Here is a 16,188-nt window from a genome sequence, read left to right on the forward strand (position 1 = left end):
TTAACATATCAAAACAAGATCGATAACGATAATTACTATCATTATCAAGTTTGGGACGTTTTATGTCGTTTTCTGCTTTCCCGGCGCGCCCCGTCGCCCTTGCCGGGTTATTGATATTGCTGTTAGCCGCCGTTGCACTCAGCCTGTTTATTGGCGCAAAAACCCTGCCCGCCGCCGTGGTGATGGATGCCCTCACCGGCGTCTGCCAGAGCGCGGACTGCATCATCATCAAAGACGCTCGCCTGCCACGCACGCTGGCGGGACTGCTCGCGGGCGGCGCGCTCGGACTGGCTGGCGCGTTGATGCAAACGCTGACCCGCAACCCACTGGCCGACCCCGGCCTGCTGGGCGTTAATGCGGGAGCCAGTTTCGCCATTGTGCTCGGCGCGGCGCTGATCGGCATCACCTCCCCCACGGAACAACTGCTGCTGGCGTTTTGCGGCGCGCTGGCGGCATCGCTGCTGGTGGCGTTTACCGGCAGCCAGGGCGGCGGGCAGCTTAGCCCGGTGCGCCTCACGCTGGCGGGCGTTGCGCTGGCCGCCGTGCTGGAAGGGTTGTCCAGCGGCATCTCGCTGCTGAATGCCGACGTCTACGATCAGCTGCGTTTCTGGCAGGCAGGCTCGCTGGATATTCGCACCCTGCATACCCTGAAGATTGTCGTGCTGCCGGTACTGCTGGCAGCAATAGCCGCGCTGATGCTGAGCCGATCGCTCAATAGCCTGAGCCTCGGCAGCGATACGGCCACCGCGCTGGGCAGCAAAGTGGCGCGCACACAGTTGCTCGGTCTGTTGATCATTACCGTCCTGTGCGGTAGCGCCACAGCGCTGGTCGGCCCGATTGCCTTTATCGGCCTGATGATGCCGCACATGGCGCGCTGGCTGGTGGGCGCCGATCATCGCTGGTCGCTGTCGGCCACGCTGATCGCTACCCCGGCGTTGCTGCTGTTCGCCGATATGATTGGCCGGGTGATTGTGCCGGGTGAATTACGCGTCTCCGTGGTCAGCGCCTTTATCGGTGCGCCGGTGTTGATTGTGCTGGTGCGCCGCGCGCGCGGAGGCGGTTTATGATGGCTCCTTCCCGTCGCCTGGTCGCCAGTTGCCTGCTGATGGCGCTCGCCGCACTGCTGCTGGCTATGTGGAGCCTGCGCAGCGGCACCGTTACCCTGGCGTTCTCGCAGGTTATTGATGCGCTGACCGGCGATGCGCCCCGCGCCATGCAGCTTGTGGTGACGGAATGGCGTTTACCCCGCGTGTTGATGGCGTTACTGGTGGGCGCGGCCCTTGGCGTCAGCGGGGCGATTTTCCAGTCCCTGTTGCGCAACCCCTTAGGCAGTCCGGACGTGATGGGATTTAATACCGGCGCCTGGAGCGGCGTGCTGGTGGCGATGGTGCTGTTTGGTCAGCACATGACCGCCATTGCCCTGGCGGCGATGGCGGGCGGCATAGTGACATCGCTGGTGGTCTGGCTGCTGGCCTGGCGCAACGGGATTGAAACCTTCCGTTTGATCATTGTCGGCATCGGCGTGCGCGCGATGCTGATGGCGTTTAACACCTGGCTGCTGTTGCATGCTTCGCTGGAAACGGCACTCTCCGCCGGGCTGTGGAATGCCGGTTCGCTGAACGGGCTGACCTGGGCGAAGACCCTGCCTTCCGCGCCGCTGATTGCGCTGATGTTTATTTTTGCCGCCCTGCTCGCCCGGCGTATGCGCTTACTGGAGATGGGCGATGACAGCGCCTGCGCGCTCGGCGTCAGCGTCGAACGCTCCCGGCTGATGCTGATGCTGGTCGCCGTGGCGCTCACCGCCGCCGCCACCGCGCTGGCGGGGCCAATTTCGTTTATCGCGCTGGTGGCGCCGCACATCGCCCGCCGCCTGAGCGCCACTGCCCGCTGGGGATTGGTTCAGTCTGCGCTGTGCGGCGCACTGGTGCTGCTCCTGGCGGACATGCTCGCTCAGCAAGGCTTTACGCCGTATCAGTTGCCGGTGGGCGTCGTGACCGTCAGCCTCGGCGGTATTTACCTTATCGCCTTGTTAATTCAGGAGTCCCGCAAAAAATGATCGACACACAAACCCGTTTGCGCGGCGAAGCGTTAACCCTGGGTTACGGCAAAAAGATTGTCGCCGAGCAGTTGAGCGTCGCCATTCCCGACGGCCATTTCACCGCCATTATTGGCCCCAACGGCTGCGGCAAATCGACGCTATTACGCACCTTAAGCCGCCTGATGACGCCCGCGCAGGGGCATGTCTATCTGGATGGCGAACAGATCCAGCGTTTTGCCAGCAAAGAGGTGGCACGTCGCATTGGCCTGCTGGCGCAAAACGCCACCACGCCGGGAGACATCACGGTGCAGGAGCTGGTCGCGCGCGGTCGTTACCCGCACCAGCCTCTGTTTACCCGCTGGCGTAAAGAGGATGAAGAGGCGGTTAAGCGGGCGATGAACGCCACGGGCGTCGATGCGCTGGCCAACCAGAGTGTGGATACGCTCTCGGGAGGACAGCGTCAACGGGCATGGATCGCCATGGTGCTGGCGCAGGAAACGGCGATCATGCTGCTCGACGAGCCGACCACCTGGCTGGATATCAGCTACCAGATTGATCTGCTGGAGCTGTTAAGTGAACTCAATCGCGAACAGGGTTACACGCTGGCGGCGGTACTGCACGATTTGAACCAGGCCTGCCGCTATGCAACACACCTGATTGCCCTGCGGGATGGCAAGATCGTGGCGCAGGGTGCGCCGAAAGAGATTGTTACCCCGGCGCTGATTGAGGCGGTATACGGTTTACGCTGTATGATCATTGACGATCCGGTGGCGCATACTCCGCTGGTGGTGCCGCTGGGGCGCAGCAAATAGCAGGTTTACTTTCCACACGCTGAACCCGCCAGGATATCTTTCATTTCTGATGCGCAGGTATATCGATATACCTGCGCATTTTTTTCGCCGCCGCACGACATTTTACTGTAAACAATAAATGATATTCTTTATGCTATTTTCCAGCGTCTTTATTCTTAAGCTGCAATAACGTTATTATTAAGGAATGCTAATAGTGGCTGTAATATAACCATAAAAAACCTTAATCAATATTAACTCCTCCGGCCAGCTCCCCTTTTAAGATATTTTAGCGTAAGAAAAACCGCCTGAAAAATATCTCGCAGAAACGCAAAAACAAAGAACGTCATGCTTTTTTGCATTCCCGCCGTTAATGTTTATTGGGATTTATCTCAATAAAAACTAACATCAGGTTTCCAAAACCTGCATATATCCAAAAGGTTATTTTATGTTTATCCGCATAATAACAGGGGTGGCTGGTGCCATTCTGTTAACTCTGTCACTTTCAACTCACGCAGCCAATTCACCTCCGGTACCGGAAGAAAAAGAGTGGATTGCCAAAGAATTCACCTTTAATAACGGCGAAAAACTGAACGACTTGCGCCTTCATTACTTTACGCTGGGGGACAAAAGTAAACCTGCCGTATTACTGCTTCACGGGACGAATCAACCCATTAAAGCCTTATTAGCGCAGGGATTTGCCGGCGAGTTGTTTGGCCCGGGCCAGGCTCTGGACAGCAGTAAATACTTTATTATCATGCCGGAAAGTATCGGGTCAGGAAAATCATCCAAACCGTCAGACGGCTTGCGTATGGCATTTCCGCACTACGATTATGACGATATGGTGACCGCACAATATCGCTTAGTGAAAGAAGGTTTGGGCATTTCTCATTTACGCCTGGTGATGGGTTATTCAATGGGGGGCATGCAAACCTGGTTATGGGGTGAAAAATACCCGTCAATGATGGATGCGCTGGTGCCGATGGCATCGCAACCCAATGAATTATCGGGACGTAACTGGATGCTGCGTCGGATGTTGATTGAGTCCATCAAAAACGATCCCGCCTGGGCTGAAGGCAATTACCGCCAACAGCCGCCCGCGTTAAAAACAGCCAATATTATGTTCAGTATTGCCACAACGGGCGGTACGCAGGCCTTACAACATAAAGCGCCAACCCGCGCGCTGGCGGATAAAGTGGTTGATGAACGACTCGCTGCGCCCGTCACTGCCGATGCCAACGATTTTATTTATCTCTGGGGCTCGTCCGCCAATTACAACGCCCTGCCCGCTTTAAAGAACATTACCGCGCCAATGTTGATCATTAATTCAGCAGATGACGAACGTAATCCACCGGAAACCAGCACCTTCAGCGAGACATTAAAGCAGATAAAACAGGCTGAACTGTTCCTTATTCCGGCAAGCACAGAGACCAGTGGTCACGGCACCACGATGTCCGCCAAATTTTATAATGAAAAACTCAAAATATTTTTAGCCAGCACGGCCAACGAGCACGCTAAACATTAATCTTCGTCGCACACAGGGAATATTCAATGTTTCGTAAAATAAAGATTCGCACCGCACTCAGCATAATGATTTTCTCGCTGACAGCATTATTACTCTTCGTGGGAATTTTGGGTTCAGTCGCTGTACAGTCGGGGAATAAGTCCTTTGCCCACGTCGATACTGAAGTATTACCGGGACTGGTCGCACTGAATGAAAGCTCTGAATTATTACTGCGCGGCCGCCTGGATCTACGTCTGTATGAATCACTGATGGGCAGTGGCGAAACGGAAAAAGCGAAGGTGGCGCTGGAGCGCGCCAAAAGTAAGATCGAGAGCGCTGGCGCGAAATGGCAGGAGTACCTGAAATATCCGCAATCCGCTGAAGAGCAGGCGATTGCCGCAGAAATGGCGGCATCGCGCGATACGCTGATGAAAACGTTTATTGGCCCGGCGTTTACCGCGCTGGAAGCCGGTAAACTGGACGAATACCGCCAGTACGCCGGGAAATCCACCGCTCTGTACGCCGATTTTGATAAAGCCTCGAAAGCGCTGGTCGCCTGGAAGCTGAAAAGCATTGATAACGCCTACGATGACTCCAATAACCGCGTTACGCGGATGTCGTTCGCCCTCTATTTCTCTATCGCCTGTGCGCTGGTGCTGGCAGGACTGGCCTGGTCAGTAATGACCAATCTGATCGTCAAACCGCTCAATCATGTGATTACCGTGTTCGACCGTATTGCCGAAGGCGATCTGCGGGCGCGCATCGATATCAGCGGTAAAAACGAGATAGCCCAGCTCTTTGCCGCCGTCCAGCGTATGCGTGATGGACTGGAAAACATCGTGCAGAGGGTACGTAGCGGCACGGATGCTATCGGCTCGGGGGTGGAAGAGATTGCGTCCGGGAATATCGATCTTTCCAGCCGCACAGAGCAGCAGGCCGCGTCGCTGGATGAAACCGCCTCCAGCATGGAGCAGATCATGGCGACGGTGAAAAACAACGAAGAGAACACGCGCAAGGCAAACGACCTGTCGCTGAAGGCGTCGTCGACAGCCTCCCGCGGCGCTAACGTGGTGTCTGAAGTGGTTTCCACCATGGATGCGATTGAAAAAAGCTCCGCCAAAATTGGCGATATCGTGGGTGTGATTGACGGCATTGCCTTCCAGACCAACCTGCTGGCGCTCAATGCGGCGGTGGAAGCAGCGCGCGCCGGAGAAGCCGGTCGCGGTTTTGCCGTGGTGGCCTCAGAAGTGCGTGTGCTGGCGCAGCGCAGCGCCACGGCGGCGAAAGAGATTGGCACGATGATCAATGACTCTCTCAGCCGTATTGAACAGGGTTCAGGGCTGGTGAAAGAGGCTGGCGCGACCATGAACGACGTGATGCTCGATGTCAAAAAGGTGGTGGATATTATGGATGAGGTGATGATGGCATCCGGCGAACAGACGCGGGGCATTTCACAGATTCATATTGCGATCCATCAAATGGACGGCGTGACCCAGCAGAATGCCTCACTGGTGGCAGAAGTCGCAACCGCAGCCGGTTCCCTGCAACAGCAGGTGGCAAATTTGCAACAATCGGTGACGCGTTTCCAGCTTGCTGACGGCGGGCGTGCATCCGGCAACGATCGCCATGACCATGCCGGACAGCAGAACATGGCGTTCGCGAATGTGAACTAACCGATTATCCCCCACCCCACCCGGGATGGGGGATAAACATTACGCCCCTAACACTTCCCGTAATACCGGGCCGATACGTTCAAACGCCTGCGGCGAGATGATATCCACGTGGGCGCAATCCTGGCGATACACCTCCAGTTCTTTCACCCACGGCGCCCAGGCTTTATGCGGATCCGTTCCCGGTTGCAGCGTACGTTCGGCAACAAACAGTGTGGCTTTACCGTCAAACGGTACGCTGTGCGCGGTAGTCAACAGACGTACGGCATCCGCATAGTTGCCTTCAATGTGGCGGAACAGCTCGCCGGAAGCTTGCCCCTGTTGTGCAGCCAGGAAGGCCTGCCGCTCGCGCTCAATTTCCGCCAGCACGTCAGGATCCAGCCCGTTAGCCTCTTTCTCCGCCCAGTTTTGCGTTTCCGGCGGCCAGGTGTCGAGCAGCCCGAGGAACGCCACGTCTTCGCCACGCTGGCGCAAACGTGCGGCAATGCCCTGCGCCAGCGTACCGCCCAGCGAATACCCGAACAGGTAGTAAGGCCCGTGTGGTTGCTGCGCCAGCAGCGTCGCCAGATGTTGCTCGCAGGCATCATCCAGCGTAGCCGCCTGCTGCAATGGCCCGGACGGCCGCGGCGACTGGATCCCGGTGATTGACCAGCGCGGCGCTAAGTAGCGCGCCAGCACGCTAAACTGCCAGGCAAAGCCGGAAGCCGGGTGGAAGCAAAACAGCGTTGGGCCGTCGCTTTCACGCAGCGGCAGCAGCGTTTCCAGCCCCAGACGTTGCGCCTCTTCCGCCGACAGACTTTGTTCCAGCAGCGCAGCCAGTTTTTCCACCGTCGACGCCACCATAATCTGCCCCGGCGTCACCTGACGCTCGCATTCGCGACTCAACTGTGCCGCCAGGCGCATCGCCAGCAGTGAGTGGCCGCCAAGGGCGAAGAAATCGGCTTCGGCATCGTTCACTTCGCAGCCCAGTAGCGCGGCAAAGGCCTGCGCTACCTGCGTTTCTCTGCCCTCGCGCGGTGGGCGCCCCCCGCGTTTCGTGGTCAGCGTTGGCAGCGGTAGCGCTTTACGATCGAGTTTACCGTTGGCGCTCAGCGGCAGTTCCGCCAGTTGCAGCAACAGCACCGGCACCATATGTGGCGGTAACTGCTCGCGCAGGTGCGCCTGCAATGCGGCGGTATCCAGCGGTAAGCCGGACGCCGACACCACATACCCCACCAGTTGACGCGCATCGCCGCCGCTGGCCGCCGCCTGGTTGAAGACGCACGCGTGAGCAACCGCCTGCGCGACATCCGGTAAGGTCAGCATGGCGCGATCAATTTCGCCCAGTTCAATACGCTGACCGCGAATTTTCAGTTGATCGTCGCTGCGCCCGAGGTACTCCACCGCGCCGTTATCCAGCCAACGCGCCACATCCCCGGTGCGGTACATCCGCTCGCCAGCAACAAACGGGTCGGCGATAAAACGGCTGGCGGTCAGGTCCGGACGCCCCAGATACCCTTGCGCCAGTTGAATGCCGGTGAGATAGAGATCCCCCGCCACGCCTGGCGGAACCGGGCGCATCATGGCATCCAGAATGCGCAAACCGGTATTCCACACCGGGTAGCCAATGGGCACGCTGTTGCCTTGCACGCCAACCAGTGCCTCGCCGTACGCCGGGTACCAGCTCACGTCCACCGCCGCTTCGGTCGGGCCATACAGATTGTGCAATGGCGCACCCGTCAGTTGCTGCCACTCGCGGCACAGATCGGCAGGCAGTGCTTCACCGCTACAGAACACCTGTTTCAGCGTCCGGCAGCTCTGCTGCGCGCTTTCCGGCGTCAGCGAGGCGACAAACGCCGCCAGCATCGACGGGACAAAGTGGGTGGTGGTCACGCCGTAGCGGGCAAAGAATGCCTGCAAGGCTTGCGGATCGCGGTGCGCTTCCGGCTCCGCCATCACCAGTTGACTACCGGCGATAAACGGCCACCAGAACTCCCACACCGAGACGTCAAAGCTGCACGGCGTTTTTTGCGCGACCACATCATCGCCATTCAGCGGGTAATGATCCTGCATCCACAGCAGGCGGTTAACGATGGCGGTTTGACCGACCATCACCCCTTTAGGTCGCCCGGTAGAACCCGAGGTGAAAATGATATACGCGGTATGATCGGGGCGCGCTAGGTTGAGCGGTTCGCAGCTGCCCGTTGCCAACGGCTGCTGATAACAGAAGTGGGCAAGGCCAGGGATATCGCTAAAGCGCGCCAGTTGATCTTGCGAGGTGATCAATAACCGCGGCTGCGCATCTTCCAGCATCATACGCAGGCGATCGTCCGGATAACCGGTATCCAGCGGCAACCAGGCGGCGCCCGCTTCAACAATACCGTGCAGCGCCAGCGTCAGAAACACCGAGCGCGGCAACGCCACCGCCACGCTATCGCCGGGCTGTACGCCAAGCTGGCGCAACTGGTTTGCCAGCGCGACCACCTGCTCACGCAATTCGCGGTAGCTGAACTGCCAGCGGGCGTCCGCCAGCGCGGGTGCGTTGGGCGTTTTCGCCGCCTGTGCCGCCACCAGCGCGCTTAGCGTGGTCGCGGGCAGCGCAACCTGCGTCGCGTTGATTGTCGCCAGTTGTTCAGCTTCGTGTGGTGCAATCAACTCCGCATCGCCACAGCGCAACGCCGGATTGTCGGCAAACTGACGCAGCAATTCCGGCAGGCGCGCAATGTGCGCGTCCAGTGTCTGCCGATCATAGCGGCTACGGTTGGCCAGCACTTCCAGCGTCAGGCCGCCCTCTTCGTCCGGGAACAGGGCAATCTCCAGATCGTTCACCGGCCCGGTCGCCAGCGTGTGCGTGACGCCGTTGATGCCATCAACATCCAGCAAATAATCGAACATTTTGACGTTGAAGACCGGGCCAAACAGTGGCTCGTCTCCGGCAGCGCGCCCGGCATCACGCACGATCTGCTCGGCGTCATACCGCTGATGGCGGCGCATCGCTTTCAGCGACGCGGCAAGCTGTGTCGCCAGTGCAGGCAGGGTTTGCGTGGCGTCCAGGCGAACCCCCAGCGGCAACACATTCAATACCGGGCCGGTAGCGGTGAGTGCCGCCGATCCCATGCGGCGCATAAAGATAAAGCCCGCCGCATAATCAGTGCGTCCGCAGAGTCGTCCCAGCCACAACGCCACCAGCGCCAGCGCCAGGTCTGCCGGGGCGTTCTGCGGCGCGGCCTGGGTTAAGCGGCGAAAGGCCTGTGCATCCATCGCCATTTTCAGCCGCAGGATGTCGGTGGTCGCCGCACGCCCGGGCAACGGCGTGGCGGAAAGCGATACCGGTGGCGGCAGTTCGCTGCGCTGTTTCGCCCAGAAAGCGCTGTCCCGCTGCCAGCCCTCACTCTGCCGGTAACGCTGATACTCATCCACCACCTCAGCAAACGGCGTGAACGGCGAAGACGGTGTGGGTTCACCACAGCGCCAGGCGCTGTAAATAGCGGCAATCTGGCGGGTAATAGCCGGGAAACTGAAGCCATCCACCACTAAATGATGATAACGCTGATACCAGTACCAGCGTTGTTCCCCCACGCGCAGCAACTGATGGAACACCAGCGGTTTGCCGCTCTCTACGCGCAGGTTTTGCCCGAGATCGGCCTGCATCGTACTGAGGGCGGCGGCGTGCGGGTCGGACTCGCGGCGAAGATCGACAATCGCCGGGACGGCAAAGGTCTGCGCGTCATCCACCCATTGCCACACGTCACCGTTATCTTCCGTAAAGCGCATACGCAGCGTGTCCGCTTGCGTCATTCCGGCGACAATCGCCTGCGCCAGCAACGCCGCATCTATCTCTCCCTGCAACTCCACATAGTGCGCCACGCTCCAGGCATTGGGCAGTGACGAAAGTTGTTCCGCCATCCAGATCCCTGGCTGGGCGGCCACCAGCGGTAAACGTGTGCTCATTGATCGCTCCCTGATTGCGCGTAGTGCGCCGGGGTTAATGTCTGCCAGTTCGCCGCAAGCCAGGCGTTGCATTCCGCCTGCGGCTGCGGCTCGCACAGAACACGCCAGCCGGCGGGTAAGCTGCACTGCGCAGGCCACAGGCTGAACTGCTGCTGCGAATTTTGCAGAATGTAAAACCGCCCTTGCGGATTATCGAAGGGGTTGGTGAATTCCATAGCAAACTCCTGTCGTGGAAAGGCGCTTTAGCGCGGGCGGGTCAGTGGCTGCCAGAGCGTAATAAGCCCGGACGTCAGCCCGCCCCGCCAGCAAAGCGCATCATGTCCGCCGTCTACCTGACGCCAGAAAACCGACTGCTGTGTGCGTTGCAACAGAGAAAAGAGAGCCTGATTGGCCCGGAAAATGACCGGCTCGCGTACACCCGCCTCCAGCACAATGCGCAGGCCGTGCGGCTGTAACTCGCCGTTTTTAAGTTGTTCAATAAGGATGCCGTCCTGCTCTCCGCCACGGTGCGGCCACCAGTACGAACCGGACTGGCTGAGCACACAACCAAAGCGCTGCGGCCAGTGCAACCCGGCATACAGCGAAGAGAGGCCGCCAAAACTCTGCCCTGCCACCACCGTGCGATCCGGGCGATCGCTAAACGGGGCAAGCGCCCGCACCTGCGGCAACAGCTCTTCCTGCACCGCTTCCCAGAAGGTGGCATTGCAGGGTAACTCCGCGCTGCGATGCGCGTTATCAATCACGTCAATCAGGACATACACCGCTTCAGGCAGTTGTCCCGCACGGGTGAGAGAAGCCAGCGCCGGCCACACCGGCATGCTTTTCGCCCAGAACTGACCGTCCAGCAGGATCGCCAGCGGGCGCTGCGTCGGGTCGCTGTCGCCGGTGGTATACACCCAGACTGTCCGCGTATTGTTCAACCGCTGGCTGCGCCATTGCAGACGCTGCGGTTCATTAAAAGGCGTTTCAGAATCGCGCCAACCGGGTTGTAATGGCGCACCGGGCATCTCCAGCGCCGACACCGGATGACCGCGCCCGCCACGCCAGCTTTGCGGGTTCAGCGGATCGGCAATCGCATGGGACAGTAACCTGCGCCAGCCTTCGCGCAGCGCATAGCGGTCCGGCGGCGTGGTGTTAAAAACCTCAGCCGGAAAGTCGTCGTTATTCTCAGACGGGATCAGACAATAACTGCCGCGCCAGCCCGCTTCCAGCCGCGTTTTCCAGTACCAGACATCCGTACCGGCAATGCGCTCCAGCGATTGCGGCAACGCCTTTTGATGGTGATCGGTGACACCGGTAATGTAAATCCATACCCGGCGCACGTTTGATGTCGCTTCCGTTCCTGCCGGGTCCCGCCACCAGAAAGTCACACTGTATTCTTCCGGTGTTGCTTTGACCCATTCCGGCCCCTGTTTTGACTCCCACCAGGCATCACTTCCCGTTGTTGACGTCACGACTTTAACCTCAAATTTGCTGTGGAAATTTTTGCTTGCAGATCAAAAAATATCGATAATATTATTGATAACTATTTTCATTTGCAATAGCGTAATGGCGCGCTGTGGGAAGCGCGTCTTTCTTTTAAAAATGGCCACCGTGGGCGAATTTTCTCAGGACTGAGCACCTCGCTGCGTGTCGGCTTCATCATGCCGCCTCCTCTCCCCCTGGGAAAGGATTAGCCAAGGAAGCGGCAACGAAAAGCAGGTAATACAATGAAGAACAAAATCAAGTCCCTGGCCTTATTGGTCAATCTGGGGATCTACGGTGTTGCGTTGCCCGCAATGGCCGCAGACAGTACCACCAGCGACGCCGGTACGCACGATGACACCATCGTCGTCACGGCAGCACAGCAAAACCTTCAGGCACCGGGTGTTTCCACCATTACGGCCGAAGAGATCCGCAAAAACCCGCCCGCCCGCGATGTCTCTGAGATCATTCGCACCATGCCGGGCGTGAACTTAACCGGTAACGCCACCAGCGGTCAGCGCGGGAATAACCGCCAGATCGATATTCGCGGTATGGGCCCGGAAAACACCCTGATCCTGATCGACGGCAAACCCGTCACCAGCCGTAACTCCGTACGCCTGGGCTGGCGCGGCGAGCGTGATAGCCGTGGCGATACCAGTTGGGTGCCGGCAGAAATGATCGAGCGCATCGAAGTGATCCGCGGCCCGGCGGCGGTACGTTACGGGAACGGCGCGGCGGGCGGTGTGGTGAATATCATCACTAAAAAAGATAGCTCGCAGGAGTGGCATGGTTCGTGGAACAGCTACTTCAACGCCCCGGAGCACAAAGACGAAGGCGCGACCAAGCGGACGGATTTCAGCCTGAGCGGCCCGCTGGGCGGCGATGTCAGCTTCCGCCTGTACGGCAACCTGGCGAAAACCCAGGCCGACGCATGGGACATCAACCAGAATCACCAGTCTGAGCGTACCGGTATTTACGCCAACACCATGGCGGCAGGTCGCGAAGGGTCAATCAATAAAGATCTTAACGGCGTAGTGCGCTGGGACTTTGCGCCGCTGCAATCCCTGGAGTTCCAGGCAGGCTATAGCCGCCAGGGCAACCTTTACGCGGGCGACACGCAAAACACCAACAACGACAGCAGCACCAATAACTACGTGAAAGAGAACTATGGCAAAGAGACCAACCGTCTCTACCGTCAGAACTACTCTGTCACCTGGAATGGCGGCTGGGATAATGGTGTCACCACCAATAACTGGGTGCAGTATGAACGTACCCGCAACTCGCGCCTCGGCGAAGGGCTGGCAGGTGGTCTGGAAGGCTTGTTCAACACTAACCAGTTCACAGACATCGATCTTTCCGACATCACGCTGCACAACGAGCTGAACCTGCCGCTGGATCTGCTGGTCAATCAGACCCTGACGCTGGGGACCGAATGGAACCAGCAGCGCATGAAGGATATGGCGTCCAACACCCAGACCTTCCAGGGCGGCCCGATCACCGGTCTGGACAGCACCGGTCGTAGTCCTTATTCCGATGCCGATATTTACTCGGTGTTTGCCGAAGACAACATGGAGCTGACTGACAGCACCATGCTGACCCCGGCGCTGCGTTTCGACCATCACACCATCGTGGGTAATAACTGGAGCCCATCGCTGAACCTGTCTCAGGGGCTGGGCGATGACTTCACCCTGAAAATGGGTATTGGCCGCGCGTATAAAGCACCGAGCCTGTATCAAACCAACCCGAACTACATTCTTTACAGTAAAGGCCAGGGGTGCTACGCCAGCGGCAGCGGCGTGGGTTGCTACATGATGGGCAACGATGACCTGAAAGCCGAAACCAGCATCAACAAAGAGATTGGTCTGGAGTTCAAACACGAGGGCTGGCTGGCCGGGGTGACCTGGTTCCGCAACGATTACCGTAACAAGATTGAAGCCGGTTATTCACCGCTGAGCCAGACGGCTGTGGGCAAAACCAAAACCGACCTCTATCAATGGGAGAATGTGCCAAAAGCGGTCGTAGAAGGTCTGGAAGGAACGTTGAATGTGCCGGTAACCGATGCGGTCACCTGGAGCAACAACTTCACCTATATGCTGCAGAGCAAAAACAAAGAGACCGGCGAACGTCTGTCGATCATTCCGGAATACACGTTAAACTCCACCCTGAGCTGGCAGATTGTGCCGGATGTTTCTGTGCAGTCGACCTTTACCTGGTACGGCAAGCAGGAACCGAAAAAGTACGATTATCAGGGTAAACGTGTGACCGGCTCCGCTACCAACGAAGTCAGTCCGTACAGCATTGTTGGCCTGAGCGCGACCTGGGATGTGATGAAAAACGTGAGCCTGACGGGCGGCGTTGACAACCTGTTTGACAAACGTCACTGGCGTGCGGGTAATGCCCAGGCCACTGGCGGTACAACCGGGTATATGTACGGCGCAGGTGCGGAGACGTATAACGAATCTGGCCGTACCTGGTATATGAGTGTGAACACGCATTTCTGATCCCGGTCAGCAAAGGGGGATGTCGGTCCCCCTCACCCCGGCCCTCTCCCCTGAGGGGCGAGGGGGGGAAACCACAGTCCTGTAACGCTCTGTTCCCCCCTTCCCGAAAGAGGGGGAGAACCGCAGATCTGCAACATTCGGTTCCCTCTCTCTTCCAGGGAGAGGGTTAGGGTGAGGGTAAAAACCCGCAGAACGGTGACGTACTGTCCCCTCACCCCGGCCCTCTCCCCTTAGGGGCGAGGGAGAAACCCACAGACCTGCAACGCTCTGCGCTCTCCCTTCCCGTAAGAGGGAGAAAACCGCAGGCCTGCAACTTTCGGTTCCCTCTCCCTTCCAGGGAGAGGGTTAGGGTGAGGGTAAGAACCCGCAGAACGGTGACGTACTGTCCCCTCACCCCGGCCCTCTCCCCTTAGGGGCGAGGGAGAAACCCACAGACCTGCAACGCTCTGCGCTCTCCCTTCCCGTAAGAGGGAGAAAACCGCAGGCCTGCAACTTTCGGTTCCCTCTCCCTTCCAGGGAGAGGGTTAGGGTGAGGGTAAGAACACCAGGCAAGGATCCAACATGCACACCACGCATCACCCCTTTTCTCTCGCCAACCATACCCTGCATCGTATTGATTTTGATCCGGCGACATTTACGCCCGCCGACTTACTCTGGTTGCCCCATCACACTGAACTGACACACGCCGGGCGCAAACGCCAGGCTGAACACCTCGCCGGGCGCATTGCCGCCGTCCATGCTTTGCAGCCCTTTGGCATTACCGCAGTGCCGGGAATGGGCGCGCAGCGCCAGCCCTGCTGGCCAGCAGGTTTGTTTGGCAGTATCACGCACTGTGAAAACCACGCGCTGGCGGTGGTTGCCCGCCATCCGATCGGCGTAGACAGCGAATCGCTGTTCAGCAGCGCGTTATGTGCAGAGCTCACAGACAGCATTGTCACCTCCGCCGAGCGAGCAGTACTGGAAGCAAGCGGTTTGCCGTTTCCCCTGGCGCTCACGCTGGCATTCAGCGCGAAAGAGAGTCTTTATAAAGCATTTTCTCACCGTGCGTTGCCGTTTCCGGGCTTCGCCAGCGCGGTCATCACCCATATTGATCCCCGGTGCCTGACGCTGCGTTTTTTAGCGGAATTTTCTCCGCAACTTGTTGATCAACAAGCCACTGTGTACTGGCAAGCCGGTCACACGAACGTGGTGACGCTGGCTGTCGGTTAAGCCGCGGATCGTGATCCTTTTCTCCTTTTAAGAAATTAGCTGCGCAAACCGTAGACAGTTTGCCGCCATCGAATTATCGTTACTTTGAATAATAAATCATTATTGAATATATATTCAATGTGGAGAAAAAGATGAAAAAGTCCCTACTGCAATCTGTTGTACTGGCTTCCATGATCGCCGCATCTGGCTCACTGTTCGCTGCGGATGGCGGCCTGATCGCGATTATTACCCCCTCACACGACAACCCGTTCTTCAAAGCGGAAGCCGATGGCGCGGCAGCAAAAGCGAAAGAGCTTGGCTATACCACGCTGGTGGCCTCCCACGACGATGACGTGAACAAACAGAATCAACTGATCGAAACCGCCATCGCCCGTAAAGCGAAAGCCATCATCCTTGATAATGCGGGTGCCGATGCCACCGTCGGCCCGCTGGAAAAAGCCAAAGCGGCGGGCGTTCCGGCCTTCCTGATCGACCGGGAAATTAACAAAACCGGTGTCGCCGTGGCGCAAATCGTCTCCAACAACTATCAGGGCGCGCAGCTCGGCGCAGAGAAGTTCGCCAAATTGCTGAACGGCAAAGGCAAATACGTTGAATTACTCGGCCGCCAGTCAGACACCAACGCCAGCGTACGGTCGCAGGGTTACCACGATGTGCTGGGCGATTATCCGGATATGAAAATGGTGGCGCAGCAAACCGCCAACTGGAGCCAGACCGAAGCCTTCACCCGTATGGAAGCCATTTTGCAAACCCATCCGGACATTGTTGGCGTTATTTCCGGTAACGACACCATGGCGCTGGGCGCAGAAGCCGCGCTGAAAGCCGCCGGAAAAACCAACGTGATCGTGGTCGGCTTTGACGGTAGCGACTACGTCCGCGACTCGATCATCAACAAAGGCAATATCAAAGCCACCGTGCTGCAACCGGGCTGGCAACAGGCGCAAATGGCCGTTGAACAGGCTGATTACTTCCTGAAAAACGGTAAAGCACAGAAGGATGAGAAACAGCTGATGGACTGCATGCTGATCGATGACAGCAACGCCAGCAAACTGAAAATGTTCAACCTCAGCAAATAACGCGGAGGCGA

General features: G+C 58.2%; 11 protein-coding genes. 8 read left to right on the top strand and 3 right to left on the bottom strand.

Annotation, left to right across the window (positions count from 1 at the left end; genetic code table 11):
- Positions 1–62: 62 nt before the first annotated feature.
- The 5 genes from fepD to N7922_RS18040 all read left to right on the top strand — a co-directional run bounded on the left by fepD (position 63) and on the right by N7922_RS18040 (position 6,003).
- A complete protein-coding gene (gene fepD / locus N7922_RS18020; protein WP_263097609.1) occupies positions 63–1,067 on the top strand; it encodes a Fe(3+)-siderophore ABC transporter permease in 1,005 nt (334 codons plus the stop codon).
- Positions 1,067–2,056: an iron-enterobactin ABC transporter permease gene (fepG, locus tag N7922_RS18025; protein WP_263100945.1), complete on the top strand. Its 990-nt coding sequence runs from the start codon at positions 1,067–1,069 to the stop codon at positions 2,054–2,056. Before fepD ends, fepG begins: the two co-directional genes overlap by 1 nt.
- Positions 2,053–2,850, top strand: a complete 798-nt coding sequence (fepC, locus tag N7922_RS18030; RefSeq protein WP_263097610.1) for an iron-enterobactin ABC transporter ATP-binding protein — start codon at positions 2,053–2,055, stop codon at positions 2,848–2,850. Before fepG ends, fepC begins: the two co-directional genes overlap by 4 nt.
- Positions 2,851–3,274: 424 nt before the next feature.
- The gene (locus N7922_RS18035) at positions 3,275–4,351 is read left to right on the top strand and encodes an alpha/beta fold hydrolase (protein WP_263097611.1); all 1,077 of its coding nucleotides are present in this window, start codon (positions 3,275–3,277) and stop codon (positions 4,349–4,351) included.
- 26 nt (positions 4,352–4,377) lie between these two features.
- Positions 4,378–6,003: a methyl-accepting chemotaxis protein gene (locus tag N7922_RS18040; protein WP_317633844.1), complete on the top strand. Its 1,626-nt coding sequence runs from the start codon at positions 4,378–4,380 to the stop codon at positions 6,001–6,003.
- Positions 6,004–6,042: 39 nt separating this feature from the next.
- Here N7922_RS18040 and entF read toward each other — a convergent pair whose 3' ends face one another.
- The 3 genes from entF to fes are packed head-to-tail and all read right to left on the bottom strand — an operon-like array spanning position 6,043 to position 11,384.
- The gene (gene entF / locus N7922_RS18045) at positions 6,043–9,930 is read right to left on the bottom strand and encodes an enterobactin non-ribosomal peptide synthetase EntF (RefSeq protein WP_263097612.1); all 3,888 of its coding nucleotides are present in this window, start codon (positions 9,928–9,930) and stop codon (positions 6,043–6,045) included.
- Entirely contained in the window at positions 9,927–10,145 is a 219-nt protein-coding gene (locus N7922_RS18050) for an MbtH family protein (RefSeq protein ID WP_263097613.1), read from the bottom strand. The genes entF and N7922_RS18050 overlap by 4 nt, the downstream gene beginning before the upstream one ends.
- A gap of 27 nt (positions 10,146–10,172) precedes the next feature.
- The gene (gene fes / locus N7922_RS18055) at positions 10,173–11,384 is read right to left on the bottom strand and encodes an enterochelin esterase (protein WP_263097614.1); all 1,212 of its coding nucleotides are present in this window, start codon (positions 11,382–11,384) and stop codon (positions 10,173–10,175) included.
- Between the two features lie 255 nt (positions 11,385–11,639).
- On the opposite strand from fes, the gene N7922_RS18060 reads away from it, so the two are divergent.
- The 3 genes from N7922_RS18060 to N7922_RS18070 all read left to right on the top strand — a co-directional run bounded on the left by N7922_RS18060 (position 11,640) and on the right by N7922_RS18070 (position 16,177).
- On the top strand, positions 11,640–13,895 hold the full coding sequence (locus tag N7922_RS18060) for a TonB-dependent siderophore receptor (RefSeq protein WP_263097615.1): 2,256 nt from the start codon (positions 11,640–11,642) through the stop codon (positions 13,893–13,895).
- A gap of 561 nt (positions 13,896–14,456) precedes the next feature.
- Positions 14,457–15,104 carry an enterobactin synthase subunit EntD gene (gene entD, locus N7922_RS18065; protein ID WP_263097616.1) on the top strand — a complete coding sequence of 216 codons (648 nt, stop codon included), beginning with the start codon at positions 14,457–14,459 and terminating at the stop codon, positions 15,102–15,104.
- A gap of 131 nt (positions 15,105–15,235) precedes the next feature.
- Positions 15,236–16,177, top strand: coding sequence for a D-ribose ABC transporter substrate-binding protein (locus N7922_RS18070; RefSeq protein WP_263097617.1), 942 nt, complete (start codon positions 15,236–15,238; stop codon positions 16,175–16,177).
- The last annotated feature ends 11 nt before the right edge of the window (positions 16,178–16,188 follow it).

The sequence above is a fragment of the Kosakonia sp. ML.JS2a genome (assembly GCF_025642095.1).
GTDB lineage: Bacteria > Pseudomonadota > Gammaproteobacteria > Enterobacterales > Enterobacteriaceae.

Excerpts from the sequence above, each read along its gene's own strand:
- N7922_RS18035 (WP_263097611.1), top strand. The coding sequence starts at position 3,275 with ATGTTTATCCGCATAATAACAGGGGTGGCTGGTGCCATTCTGTTAACT.
- fepG (WP_263100945.1), top strand. The coding sequence starts at position 1,067 with ATGGCTCCTTCCCGTCGCCTGGTCGCCAGTTGCCTGCTGATGGCGCTC.
- N7922_RS18040 (WP_317633844.1), top strand. The coding sequence starts at position 4,378 with ATGTTTCGTAAAATAAAGATTCGCACCGCACTCAGCATAATGATTTTC.
- N7922_RS18070 (WP_263097617.1), top strand. The coding sequence starts at position 15,236 with ATGAAAAAGTCCCTACTGCAATCTGTTGTACTGGCTTCCATGATCGCC.
- N7922_RS18050 (WP_263097613.1), bottom strand. The coding sequence starts at position 10,145 with ATGGAATTCACCAACCCCTTCGATAATCCGCAAGGGCGGTTTTACATT.
- fepC (WP_263097610.1), top strand. The coding sequence starts at position 2,053 with ATGATCGACACACAAACCCGTTTGCGCGGCGAAGCGTTAACCCTGGGT.
- entD (WP_263097616.1), top strand. The coding sequence starts at position 14,457 with ATGCACACCACGCATCACCCCTTTTCTCTCGCCAACCATACCCTGCAT.
- fepD (WP_263097609.1), top strand. The coding sequence starts at position 63 with ATGTCGTTTTCTGCTTTCCCGGCGCGCCCCGTCGCCCTTGCCGGGTTA.
- N7922_RS18060 (WP_263097615.1), top strand. The coding sequence starts at position 11,640 with ATGAAGAACAAAATCAAGTCCCTGGCCTTATTGGTCAATCTGGGGATC.
- entF (WP_263097612.1), bottom strand. The coding sequence starts at position 9,930 with ATGAGCACACGTTTACCGCTGGTGGCCGCCCAGCCAGGGATCTGGATG.